The 26,138-nt window shown below is 54.9% G+C and carries 18 protein-coding genes, 7 pseudogenes and 1 riboswitch; of the genes and pseudogenes, 14 read left to right on the top strand and 11 right to left on the bottom strand.

Annotated elements, in window-relative coordinates; all coding sequences use genetic code 11:
• Positions 1 to 23 precede the first annotated feature (23 nt).
• Positions 24 to 1,249 (bottom strand): annotated as a pseudogene (locus tag CS369_RS16795) (MFS transporter).
• A 110-nt stretch (positions 1,250 to 1,359) separates the two neighbouring features.
• On the opposite strand from CS369_RS16795, the gene CS369_RS16800 reads away from it, so the two are divergent.
• Positions 1,360 to 1,806 carry a helix-turn-helix domain-containing protein gene (locus CS369_RS16800; protein WP_196907990.1) on the top strand — a complete coding sequence of 149 codons (447 nt, stop codon included), beginning with the start codon at positions 1,360 to 1,362 and terminating at the stop codon, positions 1,804 to 1,806.
• Positions 1,807 to 1,864: 58 nt separating this feature from the next.
• Here CS369_RS16800 and CS369_RS16805 read toward each other — a convergent pair whose 3' ends face one another.
• Together CS369_RS16805 and CS369_RS16810 are read right to left on the bottom strand one after the other, a co-directional pair.
• On the bottom strand, positions 1,865 to 2,218 hold the full coding sequence (locus tag CS369_RS16805; protein ID WP_196907991.1) for a DMT family protein: 354 nt from the start codon (positions 2,216 to 2,218) through the stop codon (positions 1,865 to 1,867).
• 133 nt (positions 2,219 to 2,351) lie between these two features.
• Entirely contained in the window at positions 2,352 to 2,510 is a 159-nt protein-coding gene (locus CS369_RS16810) for an entericidin A/B family lipoprotein (RefSeq protein ID WP_196907992.1), read from the bottom strand.
• 167 nt (positions 2,511 to 2,677) lie between these two features.
• Between CS369_RS16810 and CS369_RS16815 the strand changes: the two genes are divergently transcribed.
• Entirely contained in the window at positions 2,678 to 3,082 is a 405-nt protein-coding gene (locus CS369_RS16815) for an SRPBCC domain-containing protein (protein ID WP_244665066.1), read from the top strand.
• Positions 3,083 to 3,236: 154 nt separating this feature from the next.
• Positions 3,237 to 4,175 carry a DMT family transporter gene (locus tag CS369_RS16820; RefSeq protein ID WP_196908012.1) on the top strand — a complete coding sequence of 313 codons (939 nt, stop codon included), beginning with the start codon at positions 3,237 to 3,239 and terminating at the stop codon, positions 4,173 to 4,175.
• 55 nt (positions 4,176 to 4,230) lie between these two features.
• Here the strand turns inward: CS369_RS16820 and CS369_RS23950 are convergent.
• Positions 4,231 to 4,518: pseudogene (locus CS369_RS23950) on the bottom strand (serine hydrolase domain-containing protein); the annotation flags it as partial.
• A 161-nt stretch (positions 4,519 to 4,679) separates the two neighbouring features.
• Between CS369_RS23950 and CS369_RS16830 the strand changes: the two are divergent.
• Positions 4,680 to 5,567 (top strand): annotated as a pseudogene (locus CS369_RS16830) (LysR family transcriptional regulator).
• 143 nt (positions 5,568 to 5,710) lie between these two features.
• On the opposite strand, the gene efp reads toward CS369_RS16830, so the two are convergent.
• Positions 5,711 to 6,277: an elongation factor P gene (gene efp / locus CS369_RS16835; RefSeq protein WP_196907993.1), complete on the bottom strand. Its 567-nt coding sequence runs from the start codon at positions 6,275 to 6,277 to the stop codon at positions 5,711 to 5,713.
• Between the two features lie 40 nt (positions 6,278 to 6,317).
• Here efp and epmB point away from each other — a divergent pair, with 40 nt between their 5' ends.
• Positions 6,318 to 7,349 (top strand): EF-P beta-lysylation protein EpmB, encoded by a 1,032-nt coding sequence (gene epmB / locus CS369_RS16840; RefSeq protein WP_196907994.1) that lies wholly within the window; start codon positions 6,318 to 6,320, stop codon positions 7,347 to 7,349.
• Positions 7,350 to 7,407: 58 nt separating this feature from the next.
• Here epmB and CS369_RS16845 read toward each other — a convergent pair whose 3' ends face one another.
• Together CS369_RS16845 and pgi are read right to left on the bottom strand one after the other, a co-directional pair.
• Positions 7,408 to 7,749, bottom strand: a complete 342-nt coding sequence (locus CS369_RS16845; protein WP_196907995.1) for a DUF4156 domain-containing protein — start codon at positions 7,747 to 7,749, stop codon at positions 7,408 to 7,410.
• Between the two features lie 56 nt (positions 7,750 to 7,805).
• Positions 7,806 to 9,455, bottom strand: a complete 1,650-nt coding sequence (gene pgi, locus CS369_RS16850; protein ID WP_196907996.1) for a glucose-6-phosphate isomerase — start codon at positions 9,453 to 9,455, stop codon at positions 7,806 to 7,808.
• 346 nt (positions 9,456 to 9,801) lie between these two features.
• Positions 9,802 to 10,009: riboswitch (Lysine riboswitch) on the top strand.
• A 133-nt stretch (positions 10,010 to 10,142) separates the two neighbouring features.
• Between pgi and lysC the strand changes: the two are divergent.
• The 3 genes and pseudogenes from lysC to CS369_RS16865 all read left to right on the top strand — a co-directional run bounded on the left by lysC (position 10,143) and on the right by CS369_RS16865 (position 14,338).
• Positions 10,143 to 11,500: pseudogene (lysC, locus tag CS369_RS16855) on the top strand (lysine-sensitive aspartokinase 3).
• An 83-nt stretch (positions 11,501 to 11,583) separates the two neighbouring features.
• Positions 11,584 to 12,507, top strand: coding sequence for a ketopantoate/pantoate/pantothenate transporter PanS (panS, locus tag CS369_RS16860; protein ID WP_196907997.1), 924 nt, complete (start codon positions 11,584 to 11,586; stop codon positions 12,505 to 12,507).
• A 376-nt stretch (positions 12,508 to 12,883) separates the two neighbouring features.
• On the top strand, positions 12,884 to 14,338 hold the full coding sequence (locus tag CS369_RS16865; protein WP_196907998.1) for a DASS family sodium-coupled anion symporter: 1,455 nt from the start codon (positions 12,884 to 12,886) through the stop codon (positions 14,336 to 14,338).
• A 52-nt stretch (positions 14,339 to 14,390) separates the two neighbouring features.
• Here CS369_RS16865 and CS369_RS16870 read toward each other — a convergent pair whose 3' ends face one another.
• From CS369_RS16870 to CS369_RS16880, 3 genes and pseudogenes are all read right to left on the bottom strand, one after another.
• Positions 14,391 to 14,933, bottom strand: coding sequence for a hypothetical protein (locus CS369_RS16870; protein ID WP_196907999.1), 543 nt, complete (start codon positions 14,931 to 14,933; stop codon positions 14,391 to 14,393).
• A 134-nt stretch (positions 14,934 to 15,067) separates the two neighbouring features.
• Positions 15,068 to 17,180, bottom strand: a pseudogene (locus CS369_RS16875) (TonB-dependent siderophore receptor).
• A gap of 141 nt (positions 17,181 to 17,321) precedes the next feature.
• On the bottom strand, positions 17,322 to 18,299 hold the full coding sequence (locus tag CS369_RS16880) for an AraC family transcriptional regulator (protein WP_244665067.1): 978 nt from the start codon (positions 18,297 to 18,299) through the stop codon (positions 17,322 to 17,324).
• Between the two features lie 253 nt (positions 18,300 to 18,552).
• On the opposite strand from CS369_RS16880, the gene yefM reads away from it, so the two are divergent.
• Positions 18,553 to 18,804, top strand: coding sequence for a YoeB-YefM toxin-antitoxin system antitoxin YefM (yefM, locus tag CS369_RS16885; protein WP_196908014.1), 252 nt, complete (start codon positions 18,553 to 18,555; stop codon positions 18,802 to 18,804).
• The gene (locus CS369_RS16890; protein WP_196908000.1) at positions 18,801 to 19,055 is read left to right on the top strand and encodes a Txe/YoeB family addiction module toxin; all 255 of its coding nucleotides are present in this window, start codon (positions 18,801 to 18,803) and stop codon (positions 19,053 to 19,055) included. The genes yefM and CS369_RS16890 overlap by 4 nt, the downstream gene beginning before the upstream one ends.
• A gap of 75 nt (positions 19,056 to 19,130) precedes the next feature.
• On the opposite strand, the pseudogene metH reads toward CS369_RS16890, so the two are convergent.
• Positions 19,131 to 22,773, bottom strand: a pseudogene (gene metH / locus CS369_RS16895) (methionine synthase).
• A 232-nt stretch (positions 22,774 to 23,005) separates the two neighbouring features.
• Here metH and iclR point away from each other — a divergent pair.
• The 4 genes and pseudogenes from iclR (at position 23,006) to CS369_RS16915 (ending at position 26,125) form a co-directional block, all read left to right on the top strand.
• Positions 23,006 to 23,840 (top strand): annotated as a pseudogene (iclR, locus tag CS369_RS16900) (glyoxylate bypass operon transcriptional repressor IclR).
• Positions 23,841 to 23,899: 59 nt separating this feature from the next.
• The gene (locus CS369_RS16905; protein WP_196908001.1) at positions 23,900 to 24,562 is read left to right on the top strand and encodes a CDP-alcohol phosphatidyltransferase family protein; all 663 of its coding nucleotides are present in this window, start codon (positions 23,900 to 23,902) and stop codon (positions 24,560 to 24,562) included.
• A complete protein-coding gene (locus CS369_RS16910; protein ID WP_196908002.1) occupies positions 24,559 to 25,200 on the top strand; it encodes a 1-acyl-sn-glycerol-3-phosphate acyltransferase in 642 nt (213 codons plus the stop codon). Before CS369_RS16905 ends, CS369_RS16910 begins: the two co-directional genes overlap by 4 nt.
• Positions 25,193 to 26,125 (top strand): phosphatidate cytidylyltransferase, encoded by a 933-nt coding sequence (locus CS369_RS16915; protein ID WP_196908003.1) that lies wholly within the window; start codon positions 25,193 to 25,195, stop codon positions 26,123 to 26,125. Before CS369_RS16910 ends, CS369_RS16915 begins: the two co-directional genes overlap by 8 nt.
• The last annotated feature ends 13 nt before the right edge of the window (positions 26,126 to 26,138 follow it).

Consider the following 26,138-nt stretch of genomic DNA (forward strand, 5'->3'; position numbering starts at 1 on the left):
CGGCCCGCATTGCGGGCCGTTTTTTATTCTGGCGTAGCAACCCGCCGCGTTATCCACCATAACAACAACGCCAGCAGTCTGACAGCCGCCCCCAGCATACACACACCCTGCCACCCCGCATACGCATACGTCAGGGTGGTGCTAAACGCGCCCATCCCGCTGCCCAGCGCGTAAAACAGCATATAGAGAGCAACCAAACGGCTATGAGCCTCAGGCCGGGCACGAAATATCAGGCTTTGGTTGGTTACGTGCAGCGCCTGTCCGCCCAGATCGAGCAGCACAATCCCCACTACCAGCGCCCACAGCGATGCATCCATCAGCGACAGCGGCCACCATGCCAGCAGTAATGCCAGCAGCGCAAACGCACTGGTGCGCTGGGCATAGCCTCGATCCGCCCATCGTCCGGCGCGCGAAGCAGCCAGCGCGCCAGCCACCCCCACCAGCCCAAAAGCACCAATCACCGTGTGCGAGAACCCATAAGGCGGCGCGCTCAAGGGCAACACTAGCGCACTCCAGAAAATGTTGAAGGCGGCAAACATCAGCAATGCCAACATGCCACGGACTTGCAGCAGCCTCTCCTGTCGCAGTAGCGTCAACATCGATGCAATCAGTTGTGGATAGCTGATGCGCTGCGGTGAGGGAGGCAAAACCGGTAACTGTGACCATAGCGGTAGCGCTGTCACTACCATCAGTACCGCAGCACCGCAGTAAACGCCTCGCCAACCCGCAACTCGCTTACGCCTCCCGCAAACACCCGCGCCAGCAACAAGCCTATAAACACACCGCCTTGCGTTGCGCCAACAACGCGCCCCCGTTCATAGGAGGCGGCAGCGCTGGCAGCATAGGCGATTAACCCTTGTGTCATCGCGGTTCCCAGTAGTCCAATCGCCAGCATTCCCACCAACAGCACCAGTGTGGACGATGCCATGCTAACGATGAACAAAGCTGTCACCAGCGCGGCGAGTTGCATGATCATCAAGCGACGACGTTCAACGCGATCGCCTAATGGCACCAGCAGTAACAGTGCCAGGGCACAGCCAAACTGAGTCGCCGTGACCACTCCACCGACCGTGGCCTGGCTGATACCAAAATCCGCCGCCAGCGCATCAAGCAGAGGCTGAGCGTAATAGACATTTGCCACGCTCAAGCCACTGGCGATAGCAAACAGCACTATCAGGCTGCGCGGCATATAAGTTGGCTGGGCCAGCGAGCTGTTTTGATTCAACGGTGATGTGAGGGAACGCTTCATCATATAATGCCACAAAATCCAGTTGCAAAATAAAACCGATTGAATGCTAGGTTATCTGGTTTTAAAATGCAACTTGATTGCTGTTCCACACCAAACGGCCAGGAAATGCCATGCCAAACCGTGAAACCATAAACAACGAACCTTGTCCCGTTGCACGCTGTGTCGATGTGGTTGGCGATCGCTGGTCGCTGCTCATTGTGCGTGATGCCTTTGATGGCGTACGCCGTTTCGGTGATTTTCAACGCAGTCTGGGCGTGGCGCGCAACATCCTTTCCGATCGTCTGCGCAAGATGGTTAATGCAGGCATTCTAGAGATGCGGGACGCCTCAGACGGTACGGCTTATCAGGAGTACGTACTGACGTCTGAGGGAGAAAAGCTGTTTCCGGTGATAGTGGCGCTACGACAATGGGGAGAACAACACCGGTTCAAGTCCGGTGAGCGGCACTCAGATCTGATTGATACGCGCACGGGCAACCCGATTCCCTACATGGTGCCGCATGCCGAGGATGGTTCTGTATTAATGCCAGCAACGGCTGTCGTGCGGAAATTAGCCTAAGGTAAAACACGGCTGGTTACACAAGCCAGCCGTAGCGATAGGGGAAATGCAGCAACAATTACCCCAGGATCTTATCTTTGAACATGAAAAATACCGCGCCCAACAAGCAGAGACCGGCCCAGATGAAATCGGTACGAAACGGATCTTTCAGAATAATCATTGAGAACGGAATAAATACCGTTAGGCTGATCACTTCCTGCAAAATCTTTAGTTGCCCCGCAGAGGCCACCTGATAGCCGATGCGGTTGGCTGGCACCTGCAAAAGGTATTCAAATAACGCAATTCCCCAACTGACCAGTGCGGCAATCAGCCAGGTACGTCCACTGAAATAACGCAAATGACCATACCAGGCGAACGTCATAAACACATTGCTCAGGGTCAGCATGCCTACAGTAATAAACAACGGCGACATCGTACTTCTCCATCCATTCCGCTACGCAAAATACCCATTTTTCTGCCGGCCACGAGAGTGGCGTGAAGAAAGATCACGGATATATCACTGCGGTGGGCAGGCTGTCTATAGGATGACGCCGCTCAGCGTCCTTTCATCGCCATGTAGCGCAATGTTCGGACCGTTTATTGATGCGTTGAATGGCTTTCCCACCTGCTTCGACATCCTGCCCAATACCTCGGGTAGTATTACAAGCGGTCAACGCAGAGAGCATCAGCAATGAGGCAAGAATAAGCACGCTTTTTTTGAACATGGTTATTTTCCTTCTCAAGGGAGAGGTAAAAGGGAAAGTAATACTACCGAGGCGATCTCCACCGCCTTCAGTAAGTGTAGTCAATCCTGCCGCGATAAGCGTTTTTTGTTCCGGTGTCACTGAAAATAGGCGGCACACTGGCATTCACGCTTATCAGGAGCCATGCCATGACACTGTCAATCCCCCAACCTGTGGATACCCGCAATCTTGTGATTACCCGAGTGCTGGACGCCCCGCGACATGCAATATGGCGTGCCTGGTCAGACCCAGAATGGCTCAAAGTCTGGTGGAGCCCTAAACCGGGCACGACTGAGGTTATCGCCCTCAATCTGCAACCTGGCGGAGCATTTCATACCTGGATTCAGGGACCAGACGACGATCGCAGTGAACACATCGGGTGCTTTTTGGAGGTGATCCCCCACGCCCGTATCGTGTTCACGTCGATGCTGACCGCAGGCTGGCGGCCGGCCATCCCCGAATTGGCCTTTACCACGCTCATTTCGTTGTCTGACTACGCGCTAGGCAGTTGCTGCACCGTTCAGGTTATCCATCAGGACGAAACCACACATTAAAAACATGAAAAATAAGGTTTTTTTGAAGAGTGAAACACGGCCATCAGCCAATTGGAGGAGGTCGCCTGTACACTACGTTAGACAACGAGGGGGATGGCTTATCGACAACATTCCCCCTATGATAGAAAGCTGATCTCTTTTGTCTGAACCTGCAATGCAACGTTACTTTTCTGCCATCCCCCATCCCATACTGGGCATCAAACCCCAGGAGTGGGCGTTAATCCTGATCACACTAGTGTGGGGAACTACCTTTTTAGTGGTTCATCTGGCCATGCAGCACAGTGGTCCGCTGTTTTTTGTTGGGCTGCGCTTTACCACGGCCGGTATAATCAGTCTTCTGGTCTTTCGGCGCGCATTGGAGGGGCTAACGCTTCAGGAGTGCTATGCGGGTTTTGCCATCGGGGCGAGTATCCTGCTGGGCTATGGTTTACAAACCTATGGACTGCAAACCATCACCAGCAGCCAATCGGCGTTTATTACCGCGCTGTATGTCCCTCTGGTGCCGCTGCTGCAATGGCTGGTGCTACGGCGACGCCCCGGCGTCATGAGTCTGGTGGGGATTGTTTTCGCGTTTGTCGGCCTGATGCTGTTGGCAGGACCCGATGCGGGCCATCTCAGTATGAGTCAGGGCGAATGGGCCACGCTGCTCAGTGCGCTGGCGATTGCGACCGAAATCATTCTGATCGGCCATTTCGCCGGGAACGTCGATGTGCGCCGGGTGACTACCGTACAGTTGCTGACGGCGGGACTGCTATCACTGTTGCTGATGCCGGTAAACGGTGAATCGTTGCCCGCCTTCTCCTGGGCTTGGTTGCTGGGCGGCATCGGCCTCGGTGCCGCCAGCATTGTGATTCAACTGACCATGAACTGGGCGCAAAATGCAGTGTCCCCTGCGCGTGCCACCGTCATCTACGCCAGCGAACCGGTGTGGGCGGGCATTGTCGGTCGTCTTGCCGGTGACCGTTTGCCCGGCTTAGCGATTGTGGGTGCCGCGCTGATTGTTATCGGGGTGCTGGTCAGAGAACTGAAACCAGCACAGTGGTTACGCCGCAAGAAAGTGCCTGCCTGTAGCACAGAGCGCGAAGGGGTTTGACAGTGGCTGAGGATGCCGGCCCGGCTGGCGTGTTAACACGCCGTCGCGCGGAAACCCTGCTGCCGGGCAGCCAGCGAGAGATAATGTCATCCAGACCGAGTTTTCCCTGAGCCACCAGCACCAGCGCCGCCGTCGACACGATGGGTTTACTCACCGACGCCAGCCGAAAGATCGTGCCCAACGCCATCGGCTGTGCGTGTTCACGATCGGCCCATCCGGCTGCCTGCTAGTAAATCAACGCACCGTGGTGCGCCACCAAGACAACGCTACCCACCAGACGATGCGTCTCCAACGCCTGCTGGATAACATCCTGAATACGGGTGGAGAGATTCGCAGAGGGAATACCTGAGCGCAGAGGATAGAGAGGAATCGTCACGTTAAAGTCCTTGATTTCATCGGTTGCTAAATCGGGAATGCCTTGACGATAGAGAACTTGTGACTCAAGAAAAAGATGGATACAGTTTCTTGCTATACGGAATAAAATGTCCGCAATGGGAGAGCGATATGGACAGCCTTAACCGCTTTGTGGTGTTCGTACAGGTGGCAGAAACACGCAACTTTGTGGCAGCGGGACGGTTGCTAGGGGTGTCAGCCTCGGCCGTCGGCAAGAGCGTGGCACGCCTGGAAGAAAAACTGGGCGTACGCCTGTTCCATCGCAGCACGCGTAACATTACCCTGACGGCTGAGGGCACCCTGTTTCTGGAGCGCTGTCGGCGCATTCTGGCCGAGATCGAAGCCGCAGAGTTAGATCTACAGGCCAACGGCATACCGCGTGGGCGCTTGCGGGTAAGCCTGCCGCTGGTCAGTTCGCTGGTACTGCCGGTGCTCAGTGAATTTATGCATACGTATCCAGAGATCGAGCTGGATCTCGATTTCACCGATCAGATCGTCAATGTGATCGAAGAAGGCTTTGATGCAGTGGTTCGCACCGGTGAGCCATAAGACTCGCGCCTCACCGCTCGTCGGCTTGGCGCCTTCCGCTCGTTGCTGGTTGCGTCTCCGGACTATCTGGCGCGGCAGGGCACACCGCAGGTGCCTGCCGACCTGCTGCGACACCGCTGCCTGCACTATCGCTTTCCCCACAGCGGCAAGCTGGAGCCTTGGGCGTTGCGGCTCGCTCCCGGAGAGCCACCGTTGCAACTGCCTACGGCGATGATCTGCAACAACATAGAGACGCGCGTGTGCTTCGCACTGCAAGGGTTGGGTATCGCCTATATGCCCGACTTCTCTATTCGCGATCTGCTGGCTGATGGCCGATTACAGCCCATTCTAGTCGATTATGTGGAGCGTACAGGCGTTTTTCACGTGCTGTGGCCCACGAGCAAACATCCGTCGCCGAAGGTACGCGTACTGGTAGATTTTCTGTGCGAGCGGGTGTTTCCCGGTTCGTAAGCTTACGCCTTGATATCTGAAGGTGCGCGTCCTGTCATGACGCAGAGATCGGGGCTGAATGGGCAGCAAACGTTAACATTGGCCGGATGCAGGACAAAAAAAACCGCCAGCAAAGCCGACGGTGTTTTTTGGCAGCGAAGTGCTTATTTCACGCGGGAAACGTATTCGCCAGAACGCGTATCCACTTTGATCACTTCGCCAATCTGAACAAACAACGGCACTTTTACCACAGCACCGGTGGTCAAGGTTGCCGGCTTACCGCCAGTCCCTGCTGTATCGCCCTTCAGACCCGGATCGGTATCCACGATCTCCAGTTCCACGAAGTTTGGTGGCGTTACCGAAATCGGTTGGCTGTTCCACAACGTCACGATACATTCAGCCTGATCCAGCATCCATTTGGCGTTGTCGCCAACAGCTTTGGAATCAGCGGCCAGTTGTTCAAACGTTTCATTGTTCATGAAATGCCAGAACTCACCGTCGTTATACAGGTAGGTCAGGTTCATATCGACCACATCAGCACCTTCGGCGCTGTCGGTGGATTTGAAGGTTTTTTCAATCAGTTTGCCGGTCAGCAAACGGCGCATTTTCACGCGCGCGAAAGCCTGCCCTTTACCTGGCTTAACGAATTCACTGGATTCGACAGCGTAAGGCTCGCCTTCAAACATGATTTTAAGACCGGAACGAAAATCGTTGCTAAAATAAGTCGCCATAAAGGCCCTCTACTATTTAATACTGGTACTCAGCCAAAAAATGGCACACATTGTAACCCTAAAACCCCATCCCAGAGAAGATTGGTTACATCAACTTGCGGATGTCATTACCGATCCTCTCCAACTTTTGCACTTTTTGGCGCAGGATGACCACCCTGAACTACGCAAAGGGGCGCAAGCGCGCACGCTATTTCCCCTGCGCGTACCCTGGTCCTTTGCCGCGCGGATGCGCAAAGGGGACCCTCTCGATCCGCTATTGCTGCAAGTGCTGACCGCGCAGGACGAATTCGTGGTGACCCCTGGGTTCAGCGTCGATCCGCTTGATGAACAGCACAGCGTGGTGCCTGGATTACTCCATAAATACCACAACCGCGCCTTGTTGCTGGTCAAAGGCGGCTGCGCGGTCAACTGCCGCTATTGCTTCCGTCGCCACTTTCCCTATCAGGACAATCAGGGCAACAAGAGCAACTGGCGTCAGGCGCTGGACTATATTCGCCAGCATCCTGAACTGGATGAAATTATTTTCTCCGGTGGCGATCCGCTGATGGCGAAAGACCATGAGCTGGACTGGCTTATCAGCGAACTGGAAACCATCCCTCACGTACAACGCCTGCGTATTCACAGCCGGTTGCCGGTGGTGATCCCGGCGCGAATTACCGAGGCGTTGTGTCAACGCTTATCGCAAACGCGCCTTCGCGTGCTGCTGGTGACACACATCAACCATGCCAACGAGATAGACAGCGAACTGAGTGAAAGTATGGCACGTTTGCGTCAGGCTGGCGTTACGCTGCTGAATCAAAGCGTATTGCTGCGCGGCGTGAATGATAACGCCTCGACGCTTGCGGCGCTGAGCAACGCGCTATTTAACGCGGGCGTACTGCCTTACTACCTGCACGTGCTGGACAAAGTACAAGGCGCAGCGCATTTTCTGGTGAGCGATGAGGAAGCACGCGACATCATGAAAAAACTACTGTCGCAGGTCTCCGGCTATCTGGTGCCGCGTTTAACGCGCGAGATTGGCGGGGAAGCCAGCAAAACGCTGCTGGATTTGCAGTTGCTGAAGCCCAACTAACAGAGAAATCCTTCACAGGCGGCGGCTCAGCGAGCATCCGCCTGTGAAGGCCTGTCGCTTAGGGACAGTGATAAACCTGCCCGACCAGCTTGCTATCAAGCGGAGCGAAGCTCGACCAGAAGCTTTCGCTGGAACTGGTGGCGCCATAGATAACGTTGCCGCCGAGCGCCGCCGCCTTGTTACGGAGATCGTTGGCCGCGCCGCGCTGCGCGTTGCCTTCATCGTGACCCGTTAACCAGGTGGACTGCGCTTCTGTCACCTGACCCACCAGACGACATTCGCTGCCAGGTTGCTTATCGGTAAACTTGGCCGACTTCCCGGCTGAACTCAATTCTGTGCTGGTGCTGCATCCTGCCAGTAAAACCGCCACGGCGATGCCCAGTAAAGCACGTTTCTGCATACGTACCTCCATGTTGGTGACAAAAGGGGGATATCCCCCCTATCGGTGCCTACGACTCAGGCGCGCCAGTTTTTAAAGCAGTTAATCAAACCATTGGTCGAACTGTCGTGGCTGCTTACTGGCTGGTCATTTTTCAATTCCGGCAAAATGAGGTTGGCCAGCTGTTTGCCCAACTCGACGCCCCACTGATCGAAAGTATAGATGTTCAGAATCGCACCCTGGGTGAAAATCTTGTGTTCATACAGCGCGATAAGCGCACCCAGGCTGTAAGGCGTTATTTCACGCAACAGGATGGAGTTGGTTGGGCGATTGCCTTCAAACACTTTGAACGGTGCCACATGCTCAACCTGCTGCGCCGTTTTTCCCTGGGCGGCAAACTCGGCTTCCACCACCTCACGGGATTTACCAAATGCCAGCGCTTCGGTCTGGGCAAAGAAGTTAGAGAGCAGCTTACCGTGGTGATCGCCCAGCGGGTTGTGGCTCACGGCCGGTGCGATGAAATCACACGGCACCAGTTTGGTCCCTTGGTGAATCAACTGATAAAACGCATGCTGCCCGTTAGTGCCCGGCTCGCCCCAGATAATCGGCCCGGTTTGGTAGGTCACCGGATTGCCGTCACAATCGACATACTTACCGTTGGACTCCATGTTGCCCTGCTGGAAGTAGGCCGCAAAACGGTGCATGTACTGATCGTAAGGCAGGATCGCTTCGGTTTCCGCACCAAAGAAATTGTTGTACCAGATCCCGATCAGCGCCAACAGCACCGGCAGGTTTTTATCGATTGGCGTAGTGGCAAAATGCTGGTCCATAGCGTGCGCGCCACTCAGCAATTGCTCAAAGTTGTCAAAACCGATGGAGAGGATAATCGACAAGCCGATGGCAGACCACAGCGAGTAGCGGCCGCCGACCCAATCCCAGAATTCAAACATGTTGGCGGTATCAATACCGAACGCGCTGACCGCGCTGGCATTGGTGGAGAGCGCGGCAAAATGCTTGGCAATATGCTGCTCATCCTGCGCGGTTTTCAGGAACCAGTCGCGCGCCGAATGGGCGTTGGTCATGGTTTCCTGCGTGGTGAAGGTTTTTGAGGCCACCAGCACCAGCGTGGTTTCCGGGTTCAGCGTTTTCAGGGTTTCAGCGATATGAGTGCCGTCAACGTTGGACACAAAGTGCATATTAAGGTGGTTCTTGAACGGCCGTAGCGCTTCCGTCACCATGAAGGGGCCGAGATCCGAACCGCCGATGCCGATATTCACCACATCGGTAATCGCTTTGCCGGTATAGCCTTTCCAGCTACCGCTGATGATGCGCTCGCTAAAACCTTTCATCTTCTGCAATACCGCATTGACCTCTGGCATCACATCTTTGCCATCCACCACAATCGGCGTATTGCTACGGTTACGCAGCGCAACGTGCAGTACCGCACGATCTTCGGTGCGGTTAATTTTCTCACCAGAGAACATTGAGGCAATGGCCTCGCTCAACTGTGTTTCGCGCGCCAGACTGAGCAACTTATCCAGCGTTTCCTGAGTAATACGGTTCTTGGAGTAGTCCACCAGCATCAGGTCATCAAACGTGGCGGAAAAGCGTGAGAAACGATCCGGGTCCTGAGCAAACAGTTCGCTGATTTGCACCTGTTCCATCGTGGAAAAATGCTGTTGCAGAGCGCGCCATGCGGCAGTTTGGCTGGGATTGATATTTTTCATAACAACACTCTTGTCTCCGATAATAAAATCGCTAAGGCTGAATCGATTGTATCCCTTAAACCATCACTTGCACTCCCTTTTCTTGCTATACCCGTCATACTTCACGTTGCAGATGCGTTGGCTGCGCTCGTTATTCGGCCCATCCCTGGGCCTCACCTCTTACGAGGCCGCCGCACGCGGCGTTCAAATCTGTTCCAGACAGATTTGTCCTTCACTTACCACCTTCCTGCAACGCGAATTATTTAGTGTAAATTACGGATCAACTACGAGTTTGCAGGTTGACAGTCGCAAGATAACCCGTTATTTTTAAGGGTGAACTTATGCATCCACGCCGAAGGCGGTTGCATAAGCCATAAGAGGAGCGCCGCCCAGGTAATTTATCCCAGGATCCGTAAATCCAGTGACGATAAACCAGGGGGAGCGGTGCCGAGATGATGGGCAATACGGGAATGCCATCATAGACTACAGGGGCTGAATCCTCTGGGTTGTCACCAGCAACGTGCCGGTTATTAATACAAACTGCACGCTCAGCAAGGTGGAGCGCTTCTGGGTGTACCCTAGTGACGCTTACTTATCTACGCCTGCTCCCTGCTTACCGCTCTTTCCTTGTGCCAAGGCTGATTTTATGGACGGCTGATATGCGACAACTATCGCCACAGCGCCCCTGACACGAGGTGTTTTTTATTTATGTCTACAACTACTTCTCTGAGAATCGCTAAATTTGGCGGTACCAGCGTGGCCGATTTCGACGCCATGAACCGCAGTGCGGATATTGTGTTGGCCGATCCTGCTGTGCGCGTTGTAGTGCTTTCCGCCTCTGCCGGCATCACTAACCTGCTGGTTGCCTTAGCGGAAGGCGTGGCGCAAGAACAGCGCGATGTCCATTTGGAAAAAATTCGTCATATCCAATATGCCATCATCGATCGTCTGAGCCATCCGCAAGTGATCCGTGAAGAGATCGACCGCATGCTGGAAAACGTGGCGCGCCTGTTGAAGCCGCTGCGCTCGCCACCTCTAACGCCTTGACCGATGAGTTGGTCAGCCACGGCGAATTGATGTCAACGCTGCTGTTCGTTGAGATCCTGCGCGAACGCCACATCAGCGCTGAGTGGTTCGATGTGCGCAAAATCATGCGTACCAACGATCGCTTTGGCCGCGCAGAGCCGGATTGCGACACACTGGGCGCATTGACGCGCAGCCAGTTGCAGCCACCTCTGGCAGAAAGCCTGATCATTACTCAAGGGGTTATCGGCAGTGAAGCCAAAGGGCGCACCACGACGCTGGGCCGCGGTGGCAGCGATTACACCGCCGCTCTGCTGGGTGAAGCGTTGAACGTCGACCGCATCGATATCTGGACTGACGTTCCCGGCATCTACACTACCGATCCTCGCGTGGTACCTACGGCGCACCGTATCGACCAGATCACCTTTGAAGAAGCGGCGGAAATGGCGACGTTTGGTGCCAAGGTGCTACACCCCGCTACGCTGTTGCCCGCCGTGCGCAGCGATATTCCGGTATTCGTTGGCTCCAGCAAGGATCCCTCTGCCGGCGGCACCCTGGTGTGCAATAAAACAGAAAATCCACCGCTGTTCCGCGCGCTGGCACTGCGCCGTAAACAAACGCTGCTTACCTTGCATAGTCTGGACATGCTGCACGCACGCGGCTTTCTGGCAGAAGTGTTCAGCATTCTGGCGCGCCACAATATTTCGGTGGACCTGATAACCACTTCGGAAGTGAACGTTGCTCTGACGCTGGACACCACCGGCTCCACCTCTGCGGGTGACGGCCTGCTCTCCAGCGCCATGCTGACCGAACTCTCTTCCCTGTGCCGCGTCGAGGTGGAAGAGAACCTGTCGCTGGTCGCGCTGATCGGCAATCAGCTTTCTCAGGCGTGCGGCGTCGGCAAAGAGGTGTTTGGCGTGCTGGAGCCGTTTAACATTCGCCTGATTTGCTACGGTGCCAGCAGTCATAACCTGTGTTTCCTAGTGCCGGGCAACGACGCAGAGCGCGTGGTGCAGACGCTACACCACAGCCTGTTTGAATAACGCCCTGCCATTGCACCCAAAAAAACTGGCCTCTGGGTCGGTTTTTTTATCTGGACCCTCATAGTGATAAGGATAGATATTTTATGCTCGCCATGTTGACTCGGCTGTTTCCGTTATGGGCCGTTTTGCTCTCCGTTGCCGCCTATGCCTCACCAGACACCTTTAACGGCATCAGTCCCCATATCAGCACGCTGCTGATGCTCATCATGTTCGCCATGGGCGTGACCCTGCATATCGGGGATTTTAAGCGGGTGCTGACACGCCCAGCCCCGGTTGCCGCTGGGATATTCCTGCACTATCTGGTGATGCCGCTCGCCGTCTGGGTGTTGGCGCGTGCGTTTAACATGCCGCCTGGCCTTTCGGCAGGTATGGTGCTGGTGGGCAGCGTTGCCAGCGGCACGGCGTCAAACGTGATGATCTACCTGTCTAAAGGCGATGTCGCCCTGTCATTCACCATTTCATCCATCTCGACGCTGGTTGGCGTGTTTGCCACACCGCTGCTGACCCGGCTGTATGTTGATGCCGCCATCAGCGTGGACGTGATGGGCATGTTGCTCAGCATCCTGAAGATCGTGGTGATCCCGATCGGCGCAGGTTTGATTGTTCACCACCTGTTCAGCGGTGTGGTAAAACGCATTGAGCCCTATCTGCCAATGCTTTCGATGGTGTTTATTCTGGCGATTATCAGCGCCGTGGTCGCAGGCAGCCAGAGCCATATCGCATCCGTCGGTTTTATGGTGATTATTGCCGTCATACTTCACAACGGCATTGGCTTACTGGGCGGGTACTGGGGGGGCAGACTGTTCGGCTTTGACGAGTCTACGTGCCGCACGTTGGCTATCGAAGTCGCCATGCAGAACTCCGGCCTTGCCGCCATGCTGGGCAAGATGTACTTCTCTCCACTCGCTGCTCTGCCCGGCGCGCTGTTCTCCGTGTGGCACAACCTTTCCGGCCCCCTGCTGGCAGGCTACTGGTCAGGAAAATCGTTGGAAAAAGAGAAACCGTAACCGGTTTACCCGCCAGACAATGCCTAACAAGCGAGGGGTTTTCTGGCGGGAAATGTTAAGCAAAGTAAAAGTATAAGAATTATTTACACACCGGTTAGCGAAGCTCTTTTCAGGCGTTTCGCGCTTTTTTTACTCACCCCGCACGGCATCTGCCTTTGTCATATTTTGTCACACTTAAAACGTGACACGCTTCACATAATTATTTAACTAACAATATTTATAAAAACCAATTCAAATCAATAAGCGTGTCATTTTCATCTCGCGTTTTCTAGCAGTGCGGCTATGATCGCTGATAACCCTGTAACCCTGTAACCCTTAGGGATTACACTGATTACAGCTCCTCCTTCAGACACCTATCAAGTTGTAAGGAAAACGGATGAAGACCAAAACGTCGTATGGCCTGAACTGGCTTGCTTTGGCGATTATTCTGCTTATCGGCGCCTTTTTCTGGCACCTGTCCCCACCAACCGGCCTCAGCGCTCCCGCCTGGCATTCCGCAGTGATTTTTGTCGCCACCATCGTCTCTATCGTGGCTAACGTGCTTCCCATTGGTGCTATCGGCATCATCAGTATGACGCTGTTTGCGCTAACGGCCGCCGCAGGCGATACCAGCGCCAGCGGTGCTATTCAAACCGCGTTGAGCGATCTGAACAGCTCCCTGATTTGGCTGATCGTCGTGGCATTTATGATCGCACGCGGCTTTATCAAAACTGGACTAGGCCGACGCATCGCATTGCAGATGATCCGTCTGCTGGGAAAGAGAACGCTAGGGCTGGCCTACGGCTTGGCCTTTGCCGATCTGGTGTTGTCACCCGCCATGCCAAGCAATACGGCACGCTGCGGCGGTGTGATATACCCAATTGCTGACTCACTGGCGCGCAGTTTCGACTCCAAGCCAGAAGATGCCTCGCGCAGTAAGATCGGGACGTTTCTGGTGGTCTGCATCGGCAACGTCAACGATATTACCGCCGCACTGTTTATGACCGCCTATACCGGCAACCTGCTGGCCGTAAAACTGGCTGCCAATGCCGGCGTGCACATCACCTGGGGCAGTTGGTTTTTGGCCGCCGTGGTGCCGTGCCTGATCTCCCTGATGATTGTTCCACCGCTGGTGCTGTGGCTGACCAAACCGGAAATCCGCCACACGCCTGATGCGCCTAAACTGGCGATAAGCGAACTGGAAAAAATGGGACCGATGGCGCGTGGTGAATGGCTGATGGCCTTTACCGTACTGCTGCTGTTGGTACTGTGGATTTTTGGTGACTCGCTGGGCGTAGACGCGACCACGGCGTCCTTTGTAGGCCTCTCCTTCCTGCTGTTAAGCGGCGTGCTGCGCTGGGAGGACATCAAAAGCGAAAAAGGGGCCTGGGATACGTTAATCTGGTTTGCCGCACTGCTGATGATGGCCAACCAGCTTAAAAAGCTGGGCTTCACTACCTGGTTTGGCGATCTGATTGGCGGCAGCGTCGGTCATTTGATGGCCGGAACCAGTTGGGTTCTGGTGTTACTGCTGCTGAACGCCGCCTACTTTTATACCCACTATTTCTTTGCCAGCGGCAATGCGCAGATTGCTGCGCTCTATGCCGTATTTCTCAGTGTGGGGATTAATCTCGGTATTCCCCCCGTGCCGATGGCGCTGATGCTGGCATTCACCAGCAGCCTGTACTGTTCGCTGACGCAATATACCCATGCTCGCGGTCCGATACTGTTCGGCGCAGGTTATGTGCCTACCGCCGTGTGGTGGCGCTCCGGGTTCATTATCAGTCTGGTGAATCAGGCGGTATTTATGACCGCGGGATTACTGTGGTGGAAAGCCGTCGGGCTTTATTAGTTGAATTGCCTCCCTGCCACGTTGTGTGGCAGGGAACATCTCCTGAACAGCGCTATATCTCTTCGCGTAATATTGAGAAACATTCCTGTTGGTTGAGTTCACCCCGGCTACCCGCCACATCGAATACCACCTCACCATTGGGATGAATCGTTAAGCCCAGTGCCCCCGCCATCGTAATATCGGTTCCCGGCAGGGTGAGCGGTTTGTGACCCTCATCATCGGTTTGATGAATGCTCAAGCTAAACGCCATGTCCGAGGAGGAATTGATGCCTCCGACAAAAATAATCTTCCCGCCGTCAGCCAGCTCTGACTTGAGCTTCGCTATCCATCGGCTGGCGAGATCGGTTCTACGATCGCTCTCTGACCTTATCCCACAAAACAAGTACCCACCGATGATGTGCAGCAGCGTACGCTGTTGATACCACCGCCCATTCCATTTCGACAGCACCGCTAACGCGCAGCAATAGGTCAGACACTCGGTGTGCAATACAGACATTCTATCCGTGGCACAGCCCACCGAGCCCATTTCAACATTGATACAGTTATCAGCCTGCCGATAATAATGTGGCGTATCGTTAATTGACGTTACGTTCATAAAATTCCGTTTTATTTGTTAATTATTTGAAAAAAAGGAATAAACTATCACAATGAATGGACGAATAAGCGTTGTAGCCCTGAGAAAGCGCGGAATTTGAAACTCCCCCGACAGGCGTCGGGGGAGGAAAGCGATCAGAAAGCGTAAGACAGGCTGCCGACTACGCTGCGCTCTGCACCAAAGTAGCAGTAATCCAGTGAGTTACAGGCACCGACATAGCGTTTGTCCGTCAGATTGTTGACGTTCAGTTGCGCGCTCAGCCCCTTCAAGCCAACCTTGGAGAGGTCATAGCCCACCGCCATATCCACCAGCGTGTAAGACGGCAAGGTATGAGTGTTAGCACGATCGCTCACCACGCCGTTCACATAGCACACGCAGCTCCCCAGCGTTAAGCCATCCAATATGTCGCTCGTGACGTCGTAGCTCACCCAGGCACTGAGCTGGTTTCGTGGCGCATACACGGCGCGCTGACCTTGCTCGATGGCGATACCGCTCTTCTTGTAGCGAATGTCGTTATAACTGTAAGCCGCCTGAATGCTCAGGTTATCAGTAATATGGGTTAACGTTTCCAGTTCCACTCCTTCCGACTCAATCTCACTAATGGCCCGGTAGGGATCGCTCGGCTGGGTTTTCGTCGCCACGTTGGTCTGATTGATGCGATACAGGGAGACGCTGTATTGATCCTGCGTGCCGACGGGTTGATATTTCAACCCGGTTTCCCACTGTTTGCCTTCCATGGGTTTGAGCAGGCCACTGCTGGCATCGGTAAAGTTGGTGGGCGTAAACGCCGTGGAGTAGCTGACGTAAGGTGCAACGCCGCTATCAAACAGGTAAAGCAGCGCCGCGCGTTCGCTGAAATGGCCTTGGTCCAGTTCGCTACGCGCTTCGGTAGTTTGGTTGGTGCTTGAGATTTTAACCGTGTCATAACGGCCACCCAGCGTCAGACGCCAGCGGTCGAGGGAAATCTGATCCTGCGCGTAGAAGCCGGTTTGTTGCAGCTTGTGCCTTTCTCGGGTAGGCGCATACCAGTCCAGCGCGCCCGCACCGTACACCGGGTTGAAAGCATTGAGATTAGGGAAAAGCCCTGTAGGCCAGTTAACGTCATTTTGACGTTGCTGATAATCCATCCCCACCAACACACGTTGATTCAGTACGCCGGTGTCAATGCTGCCATCCAGTTGGTTATCCAGCGTCCATGCTTTGAGTTTTTCACGCGCGCCTTGGTAGTAGCGGATCAGCTCATCGCTATTCCCCGACCAACCGTAACCATAGACCTGATCTAGATGCACCCGGGTTTGCAAATAACGCGCTTTCTGGCGCACCGACCAACCGCTGTCAAAATTGTGCTCAATGTTGTAACCGACCATATTCTGGCGACGATCGTATTTCTCGATGTTCTTCTCGCCATCGTAGAAGCCGTTTGAGATATAGCGGCCATTGTGCGGTACCACCGAACCTTCATACGGTACACCCGAGTGATTGCCCCCTTCCGGATCACGCCATCAGATCCAGACGGGTGTTATCACTGATGCGCCAGGTCAAACTGGGCATCAATGCGTAGCGCTCTTCTTTGGTGGTGAACTGCGTATCCGCTTTGCGCACGATCCCGCCGAGGCGGAATGCCACACGGTCGTCATCGTCCAGCGGACCGGTTAGATCAAAGGTGGCACCGCGCTGTGAATTATTCCCTGCGAACAGTTTGATTTGTCCACTTTGCTCAAAGGCCGGGCGGCGAGAACTCAATGCCACGATGCCCCCCGGAGAGGCACGGCCATACAGCACCGAGGCCGGGCGACGCACCACTTCTATACTTTCAAGAAACCAGGGGTCCACCACTAGCGAACTGTGTGAGTTGGTGTCTCCCATGATTTTTAGCCCGTCGAGGAACACGTTATCCAGACTACCGTCCGAAAAACCGCGCATCACGATATAGTCAAAGCGGTTGGTGCCACCCACCTGATTGTTGTAGACACCCGGCGTATAGCCCAGCGCCTTACGCACATTGGTTGCGCCCTGCTGTAGCATCTGTTCGCGCGTAACAATTGATACAGACTGCGGCGTTTCAATATCGGGCGTTGCCAGCTTGGTGGCCCCGCTTTGCACCTGAGAGGTGACAATCAGCGTATCCGGTTTGTTCGTTGTCGAATTGTCCGTTGCTGAATTACCGTTATCCTGCGCGAGAACGCTTCCGGTAAACCCGCTTGCCAGATAGCCAACCATCAGCGCTAACTGTGTTTTTCTCAACATACCCTTCTCCGCCTCACCTGTGCTTGTAAATGCGAATTATTACCGTTTTCATGCAAGAGCAAGCTATGCGCGCTAACGGGTTACGTATGCGCAATGACAAAGGTGCACGCGACGGGGAACCTCGAGTGGAATAAACCAGACTTAGACGCTATGCGCGTCGCTGGGAGCAATGCCGTAGTGACGCCGAAAAGCGGTAGCCAGATTGGTGGCGTGTTGATATCCCGACATACAGGCAGTCTGTTGGACCGGATGGCCCTGTTCCAGCAAACGGTAAGCCAGCGCCAATCGGCTGTTGCGCAGGAAATCAAATACCGAGATACCATAGGCATGCCGGAACTTATTGCACAGGCTGGTAGGACTCATGGCGACCTGTTGTGCTAACGCCGTCAGGGTGTAGGGCTTTTCCGGGTGCAGTTGTAACTGATCGCGCAACGCATCCAGCCGCCGCAGCTCACTGGGTGGCGCGGTTATACGCCCTTGCTGACCCACGGGATCAAGCGCCAGGCCATGACCCAGCAGTTGCAGCATCGTACCTTCCAGCATCAACTGACGCGCCAGGCTTGCACTCGAAGGGGATAACGCATGCTGCAAGCCCGCCAGCAGGTAATCGGGCACCGGCCATACAAAGGCTGCGTTCTCACGGCATTTCCACTGATGCAGTAACGCGGCAAGCAGCGGGGGGAGTTGCAACTGGCCGGGATGAATACCCAACGCCAAGGTGCGCAGCGGATGATCGACCGCTTGACGCACATGCATCACCTCCTGCTCCCCAAGACGGGTACTGAAGGCCATACCCGCACGTACCACAAATTCCCGCTGGTTCACCCGCAGGTTGATACAACCGCCCAGCACCACCAGCGTGTAGAGCGGTGAACCTTGCAGCGACGTGGACTCATAGGGTTGCATCACGTGCACATCGGAACTGGTCAGGCTGATGCCAGAAGAGAGAATCATCTCTTCCACATGGCCTTGCACCACCACGCGCTGCGCTTTGCGCCGATCGCGGCTGGAGACCAGCTCAGGGAAGCGGTAGTCGATCCCGTAGCGTTCGCCAAAGGCAAAGAAATCATCAACGGAAAACTGGTGTTCGGGCAGCGAGGGGGAGTAGGCGTTCATCATCGTCAGGGGTCCACCGTCAGGCCAGCGCGGCTGGGGAAATGGTCGAGGGAGAATACCACAGACTTTACCTTAACACTTGCAGAAAACCGCTTCAACAAAGATGATAACAATTCTCATTAAATAATATAACACTTGGATCGCTGTGGGCATCAAGATGTTAGATACACAAAACCGGAACGTAGTGCATACCCTATTTAGTACTAGTGAAAAAACTCATCATTGTACAATGATGAGGTGCAAAGAGGAGAACATGATGAGAACTATCAGTTACAGCGAAGCCCGCCAGAATTTATCAGCAACTATGATGAAAACGGTGGAAGATCACGCCCCCATATTGATTACCCGGCAAAACGGTGAGGCTTGTGTTCTCATGTCCCTAGAAGAGTACAACTCTTTGGAAGAAACCGCCTATCTGTTACGCTCGCCGGCAAATGCCAAAAGGCTTATGAACGCAATAGAAAGTTTGAAAGCAGGTGAAGGAACAGAAAAAGACATCATTGAATGAAGCTAACGTGGTCTGAAGAAGCATGTGAGGATTATCTGTACTGGCAGGATGCAGATAAACGCATGGTTAAGAAGATCAACGCACTAATTAAAGATGTTTTGAGAACGCCTTTTGAAGGTAAGGGTAAGCCAGAGCCTTTGAAACACAATTTGTCCGGTTTTTGGTCCCGGCGCATCACCGAAGAGCATCGCCTGGTTTATGCCATTGCAGAGGGTTCCATTCTTATAGCCGCCTGCCGCTACCACTATTGAAGTAATCGCTTAGGAAGTCGTCCCACGGTCAGCAAGCAGTAAGTTTGCTGACCGTGAAGAGCCTATCCCATCGTATTAATCCGCATCATACCCCAGATTGGGGGCCAGCCAGCGTTCGACATCGGACACTGACATGCCTTTACGCGCGGCGTAGTCTTCGACCTGATCGCGCTGAATCTGCGCTACGGCGTAATATTTGCTTTCCAGGTGACTGAAATACCAGCCCGAGACCGAGGCCCCCGGCCACATGGCATAGGATTCTGTCAACTTCATGCCTGTGTGCTTTTCTACATCAAGCAGTTGCCAGATTTGCGCTTTTTCCGTGTGATCCGGGCAGGCGGGATAGCCCGGTGCCGGACGAATACCCTGATAATTCTCACGAATCAGTTCTTCGTTGCTGAGGTTTTCGTTAGCGGCATAGCCCCAATACACCTTACGTACCCGCTCATGCAGGTATTCCGCAAACGCCTCCGCCAGACGATCTGACAGCGCCTTCACCATGATCTTGTTGTAATCATCGTGCTGTGCTTTCCAAGCCTCTGCCAGTGCGTCTTCCTCCAAGCCCCCGGTGACGGCAAACGCGCCGAGATAGTCCGGCTTGCCACAGGTTTTTGGCGCAACAAAATCCGCCAGACAGTAGTTAGGTAAATCCGTTTTTTCCGTTTGCTGACGCAAGTGGTGAGTCACCAACAGCACCTCATCGCGGCGCTCGTTGGTATACACCTCAACATCATCCCCTACCCGATTCGCGGGGAACAAGCCTACCACGCCGCACGGATTCAGCGTTCCCTGCTCACTGAGGGTATCAAGCATGGCGTTCGCATCGGCAAACAGGCGCTTGGCCTCTTCACCGACCACATCATCTTCCAGAATGCGCGGATATTTGCCTTCCAACGACCAGGTCATAAAGAACGGCGTCCAGTCGATATAGTTGCGCAAGGTTTCAATGCTGGCGGTGACGGCTTGCACACCAACGCGGTGTGCCATTGGCGGAGTGTAGTCATCCCAATCCAACGGGCTATGGTTAGCGCGTGCCGCCGCCAGTGTCATCGGTGGAGTACGCGGTTTCTTGCGCCCGTGCTGAATGCGCACGGTTTCATACTCTTTGCGGGTACGCGCTACAAACTCATCGCGCTGGCTATCCGACAGCAGCGCTGACAACACGCCGACGGAGCGCGAGGCGTTCTGCACATACACCGTTGCGCTACTGTAATTCTGTTCGATCTTCACCGCCGTGTGCGCTTTGGAGGTGGTCGCGCCGCCAATCAGCAGCGGCAGCGTGAAGCCATGACGCTCCATCTCTTTCGCCACGTTGACCATTTCATCCAGCGACGGGGTGATCAGCCCAGACAGGCCGATAATATCGACGTGCTCTTCGCGGGCGGTTTTCAGGATTTTCTCGGTCGGTACCATTACGCCCAGATCGATAATTTCGTAGTTGTTGCACTGCAACACCACGCCGACGATGTTTTTGCCGATATCGTGCACGTCGCCTTTCACCGTCGCCAGCAACACCTTGCCTGCTCTGCTGCCTTTGGTCTTGCTCGCCTCAATATAGGGTTGCAGGTAAGCCACCGCCTGCTTCATCACGCGCGCGGACTTCACCACCTGCGGCAGGAACATTTTCCTGGCACCAAACAGGTCGCCCACCACGTTCATGCCGTCCATCAGCGGCCCTTCAATCACTTCGATGGGGCGAGAGGCCTCCTGACGCGCTTCCTCGGTATCCAGTTCGATAAATTCGGTAATGCCTTTAACCAGCGCGTATTCCAGCCGTTTTGTCACCGGCCAGCCGCGCCATTCCGCCTGGGTTTTGTTGCTCTCATCGTCGGTTTTGCTGCCGCGATAGCGCTCTGCCATCTCCAGCAGTCGCTCGGTGCCATCGTCACGGCGGTTGAGCACCACATCCTCTAAAGCATCGGGCAGCTTGGCGGGCAAGTCGTCATAGATAGCCAACTGACCGGCGTTGACGATCCCCATGTCCATCCCGTTGCGAATCGCGTGATAGAGGAACACGGCGTGAATCGCTTCGCGCACAGGTTCGTTACCGCGAAAGGAGAACGACACGTTCGAGACGCCGCCGGAGATCATCGCGTGCGGCAACTGTTCCTTGATATCCGCGCAGGCTTCGATGAAGTCCACGGCATAGTTGTTGTGTTCTTCGATACCGGTGGCAACGGCAAAGATATTCGGGTCAAAGATAATGTCTTCCGGCGGGAAGCCAACCTCTTGCGCCAGGATCTGGTAGGCACGACGACAGATCTCGATTTTACGCGCGCGGGTATCCGCCTGCCCCACTTCATCGAACGCCATCACCACCATGGCAGCGCCGTAACGCCGCACCTGACGCGCGTGATCGATAAAGACGTCGAGCCCTTCTTTCATCGAGATGGAGTTCACGATGCCCTTGCCCTGAATGCACTTGAGTCCTTTTTCAATCACCTCCCGCTTGGAGGAGTCGATCATGATCGGCACACGGGTGATATCCGGCTCACCGGCAATCAGATTAAGAAAGCGCACCATGGCCGCTTCAGCATCCAACATGCCTTCATCCATGTTGATGTCGATAATCTGTGCGCCACTCTCCACCTGCTGGCGAGCAACATTCAGCGCTTCGCCGTACTTTTCTTCTTTGATCAGGCGTTTGAAACGTGCCGAACCGGTTACGTTGGTACGTTCCCCTACCTTAACAAACAGCGTCGCCACATCAATGGTCAGCGGCTCCAGTCCGGCAAGGCGGCACGCCACCGGGATATCCGGCAGCGGGCGCGGCGCAACGTCGTCAACCACCTTGGCAATGGCGGCAATGTGTTGCGGTGTGGTACCGCAGCAGCCGCCAACGATATTGAGGAATCCGGCACGCGCCCATTCCCCAATATGCACCGCCATATCGGCGGCATCGAGATCGTATTCTCCGAACGCATTCGGCAACGCGGGACAGTTCCGCCACGTATTGACGCAGCTCATCCGGCCCGAGCGCACAGTTCAAGCCAAAAGAGAGCGGGCGCGCATGGTGCAGTGAATTGTAAAACTCTTCCGTGGTCTGCCCTGACAGGGTACGACCAGAGGCATCGGTAATGGTGCCTGAGATCATCACCGGCAATTCAATACCGAGCGCTTCGAATTCGGTTTCTACCGCATACACTGCGGCTTTGGCGTTCAGGGTATCAAAGATGGTTTCGATCATGATGATATCGACGCCGCCCTCAACCAACGCGCGGGTTGATTCTCGATAGGCATCGACCAATTGATCGAAACTGATATTACGGTAAGCGGGGTCGTTTACATCCGGAGAAATGGATGCCGTGCGGTTGGTTGGGCCCAATACGCCTGCCACATAGCGCGGTTTGGCCGGGTTTTGCGCCGTCCATTTGTTCGCACTGGCGCGAGCCAGGCGTGCCGCCAGCAGTTTGATCTCCGCCGACAGTGAAGCCATGTCGTAATCAGCCATCGCGATCGGCGTGGCGTTAAAGGTGTTGGTTTCGATGATATCCGCGCCAGCCTCAAAATAGGCATCGTGGATCGCAGCAATAATCGCAGGTTGGGTGATCACCAGCAGGTCATTGTTGCCTTTCAGGTCGCTGTGCCAATCGGCAAAGCGTTCACCGCGATAGTCGGCTTCCTGCAACCGGTAGCCTTGGATCATGGTGCCCATACCGCCGTCCAGCACCAAAATGCGCTGCGCCAGTTGCTCGCGCAAGGCCGCCACCCGATTCACCGCCGTTACCTGTTTTTGCTCTGACACCCTAACCCCACCGAACTTGTTAGTCTTATTCAAATTATGATTGCCTATCGTAACAATCTGCCCGTTCCGCGTCACATGAGAGTTTTTCAGTCTTTCCCCCCTTTTTTGTGCCTTTCGCTACTAACCTGCCTGAAACCTAAAGAATAGTTGTAATCTTTGAGGAAAAAATGAAAACTAATTCCACCATACAGAAAGGAGCCGAAATATGACGCCACCGGAGCCTGCCAAACGCGGCAAAAAACCACGGGGTGCGGTCAGCACCAACGTACAGGCGACAGGCCAGGTACAGTCACTGACGCGCGGGTTAACGCTGCTGGAACTGATCGCACAAGCCAACGGCAGCGTGGCGCTTACCGATCTGGCGCAGCAGGCGGGTCTGCCCAACTCCACCACCCACCGTTTATTGACCACCATGCAGCAGCAAGGCTTTGTGCGTCAGGTGGGTGATTTAGGGTTCTGGACCATCGGCTCTCATGCTTTTATCGTCGGCAGCAGCTTTCTGCAAAGCCGCAACCTGCTTGCCATGGTGCCCCCCAATGTTGCGCAAGCTGATGGAAGCGTCGGGCGAAACCGTCAATCTGGCGGTGTTGGACAACAGCGATCATCAGGCTATTATTATCGACCAGGTACAGTGTACCGCGCTGATGCGTATGTCTGCACCGATTGGTGGAAAGCTCCCGATGCACGCCTTCGGCGCAGGAAAAGCCTTTCTGGAAAACCTGAGCGACGATCAGGTCAGCAGCCTGTTGCATCGGAAAGGATTACATGCTTATACCCATGCCACGCTGGTTTCACCAGTGCACCTGAAAGAAGATTTGGCGCAAATCCGCCGACGCGGTTACTCCTTTGACGATGAAGAACACGCGCTGGGGCTGCGCTGCATCGCGGCCTGTCTGTTCGACGAGCACCGTGAACCGTTTGCCGCCATCTCCATCTCCGGCCCGATATCCCGCATCACGGATGATCGCGTGACCGAACTCGGGGCGTTAGTAATTAGCGCTGCCAAAGAGGTGACGCTGGCGTATGGTGGAACCCGTTAATATTTCTGTAAACTTGGCTATAATGTGCGCTCTCGACCTCACTTCACGAGCACTCAGTTATGGAAAAGGACATCCAGGATCGCCGTCCGATTCGGGCGCGCGAGACGCGATGGGCAACGGCGGCAGCACGCTATTTACGCCGTAAAGGCTATACGCCCAATGCTATCTCACTCTTTAGTATTCTGTTCGCCGCCCTTGGCGCGCTCTGTTTTCTCATCGTGTGGCGCTGTGACAGCGTACTCCTGCAACGGGGGCTATTGATCGCTGGCGCGCTCGGTATTCAGGGGCGTTTACTGTGTAACCTGCTTGACGGCATGGTCGCGGTTGAGGGGGGCATGCGCAGTCCGGCTGGGGCGGTGTATAACGAGTTGCCCGACCGCGTATCCGATACTTTGCTGCTGCTGGGCGTAGGCTACGGCATACTGCAACACTCTTACGCACCGATGCAGGGTTGGGGTGCGGCACTGCTGGCACTGGCAACCGCGTATATTCGCCTGCTGGGTGGCACCTGCGGATTGGCGCAGCGCTTTAGCGGTCCCATGGCGAAACAGCATCGCATGGCGCTGTTCACCGTCGGTGCCGTGGTGGCCGCGATGGTGCCACAGTGGGGAGAGTCTATTTTTACCCTCATCCTTGCTGCGATACTGCTAGGTGCCGGGGCAACCTGCATCAATCGTACTCGCCAGATTATCCGCGACTTGTCATCAGGAGAACCGTCATGACATTCAGCCCCGACAAAACGCTGGTACGTGCGCTGCTGGTTACCGTATGTCGCTTACTGACGGGTATCAAGGCACGCTGGCGCACCACCCCGCAGGTAGAACAGCCAACCATTTATTACGCGAATCACAGCAGCCATCTTGATGGTTTGGTGATCTGGGCCAGCCTGCCTGCCACGATGCGCGATCGGGTCCACCCCGTCGCTGCCGCCGATTACTGGCAAAAATCGGCACTGCGCCGCTATCTCTCTGCGCGCATTTTCGGTGCCGTGCTGATTGAGCGTAAACGGAAATCCGGAGCGTCATTCTCCAGTGAAGATCTGTTGGCTCCACTGGTAACGGTGCTGGAAAAGCAGGAGTCATTGATATTCTTCCCCGAAGGCACACGCGGTGGCGGGGACGAATTAGGCGAATTCAAAAGCGGGCTGTTCCACCTGCTGCAACGTTACCCCGATGCGCGTTTGGTGCCGATATGGCTGGAAAACCTGAATCGCGTGCTGCCAAAAGGCTCAAGATTGGTCGTTCCCATTATTTGTAGCGCCACCTTCGGCGAGGCCATTACTGGTCCTGTGCCGGATGAAACTAAAATCGAGTTTCTGAACCGGGCGAAACAGGCACTGGAGGCGTTGTCACATGCGTAAAGTCGACAATGAATTACTCCTGCTGTTAGGCGGTTTGTTTATTCTGCTGATAGTTGCCAGCCTGATCGGGTTCATACTTTCACGCCGCAAGCAAAACGACACGATTGCCAACCTCAACGCCAGAATCCGCGCCTGGTGGGTGATGTGTACCATCTCGGTGATCGCTATGTTGATCGGCCCAATAGGCTCCGTGGTGTTATTTGCGCTGATGTCGTTCTACGCACTGCGCGAATGCGTGACGTTGACGCCCACGCGTCGGGGCGATCATGAAGCGCTGTTCTGGTGCTTCTTTATCATCCTGCCGCTGCAATATCTGCTGGTAGGGATCGAATGGTACAACCTGTTTGTCATTTTCATTCCGGTGTATGCCTTTCTGTTTATTCCCGCCCGCGTGGCACTGGCGAGCGATACCATGCACTTCCTCGAACGCTGTGCCAAGATCCAATGGAGCCTGATGATCGCCGTCTACTGCGTCAGCCATGCCCCAGCGCTTCTGATGCTCTCCATTCCCGGTTTTGAGGGTGAGAACATCAAGCTGGTACTGTTCATGATGATTGTGGTACAGATTTCGGATGTATTGCAGTACGTGTTCGGCAAGCTGTGGGGCAAGCGCGCCATCGTGCCCAAGCTGAGCCCGAATAAAACGGTGGAAGGGTTTGTCGGCGGCATTCTCAGCGCCAGCCTGATCGGTGCCGCGCTGTTCTGGGTTACGCCCTTTAGCCCGGTTGCAGCCTTCTTTATCTCGCTGTTGATCACCCTGTTGGGCTTTGCTGGCGGCTTATGCATGTCGGCCATCAAACGCGCTCGCGGCGTGAAAGATTTCGGTGCCATGCTGGAAGGTCACGGCGGCATGATGGATCGCATCGATTCGCTGTGCTTCGCCGCCCCGGTGTTCTTCCACGTGGTGCGCTATTTTTATAGCTAAGTGCTATAGCTAG

Origin of the sequence: Candidatus Symbiopectobacterium sp. 'North America', assembly GCF_015762685.1 — a bacterium.
Taxonomy (GTDB): domain Bacteria; phylum Pseudomonadota; class Gammaproteobacteria; order Enterobacterales; family Enterobacteriaceae; genus Symbiopectobacterium.

Bases quoted from the DNA above. Each gene is read 5' to 3' on its own strand.
- CS369_RS16910 (WP_196908002.1), top strand. From the start codon at position 24,559: ATGACATTCAGCCCCGACAAAACGCTGGTACGTGCGCTGCTGGTTACC.
- epmB (WP_196907994.1), top strand. From the start codon at position 6,318: ATGGCACACATTGTAACCCTAAAACCCCATCCCAGAGAAGATTGGTTA.
- CS369_RS16810 (WP_196907992.1), bottom strand. From the start codon at position 2,510: ATGTTCAAAAAAAGCGTGCTTATTCTTGCCTCATTGCTGATGCTCTCT.
- CS369_RS16805 (WP_196907991.1), bottom strand. From the start codon at position 2,218: ATGTCGCCGTTGTTTATTACTGTAGGCATGCTGACCCTGAGCAATGTG.
- yefM (WP_196908014.1), top strand. From the start codon at position 18,553: ATGAGAACTATCAGTTACAGCGAAGCCCGCCAGAATTTATCAGCAACT.
- CS369_RS16905 (WP_196908001.1), top strand. From the start codon at position 23,900: ATGGAAAAGGACATCCAGGATCGCCGTCCGATTCGGGCGCGCGAGACG.
- efp (WP_196907993.1), bottom strand. From the start codon at position 6,277: ATGGCGACTTATTTTAGCAACGATTTTCGTTCCGGTCTTAAAATCATG.
- CS369_RS16845 (WP_196907995.1), bottom strand. From the start codon at position 7,749: ATGCAGAAACGTGCTTTACTGGGCATCGCCGTGGCGGTTTTACTGGCA.
- panS (WP_196907997.1), top strand. From the start codon at position 11,584: ATGCTCGCCATGTTGACTCGGCTGTTTCCGTTATGGGCCGTTTTGCTC.
- CS369_RS16800 (WP_196907990.1), top strand. From the start codon at position 1,360: ATGCCAAACCGTGAAACCATAAACAACGAACCTTGTCCCGTTGCACGC.
- CS369_RS16820 (WP_196908012.1), top strand. From the start codon at position 3,237: ATGCAACGTTACTTTTCTGCCATCCCCCATCCCATACTGGGCATCAAA.
- CS369_RS16880 (WP_244665067.1), bottom strand. From the start codon at position 18,299: ATGATGAACGCCTACTCCCCCTCGCTGCCCGAACACCAGTTTTCCGTT.
- CS369_RS16870 (WP_196907999.1), bottom strand. From the start codon at position 14,933: ATGAACGTAACGTCAATTAACGATACGCCACATTATTATCGGCAGGCT.
- CS369_RS16915 (WP_196908003.1), top strand. From the start codon at position 25,193: ATGCGTAAAGTCGACAATGAATTACTCCTGCTGTTAGGCGGTTTGTTT.
- CS369_RS16865 (WP_196907998.1), top strand. From the start codon at position 12,884: ATGAAGACCAAAACGTCGTATGGCCTGAACTGGCTTGCTTTGGCGATT.
- pgi (WP_196907996.1), bottom strand. From the start codon at position 9,455: ATGAAAAATATCAATCCCAGCCAAACTGCCGCATGGCGCGCTCTGCAA.
- CS369_RS16815 (WP_244665066.1), top strand. From the start codon at position 2,678: ATGACACTGTCAATCCCCCAACCTGTGGATACCCGCAATCTTGTGATT.
- CS369_RS16890 (WP_196908000.1), top strand. From the start codon at position 18,801: ATGAAGCTAACGTGGTCTGAAGAAGCATGTGAGGATTATCTGTACTGG.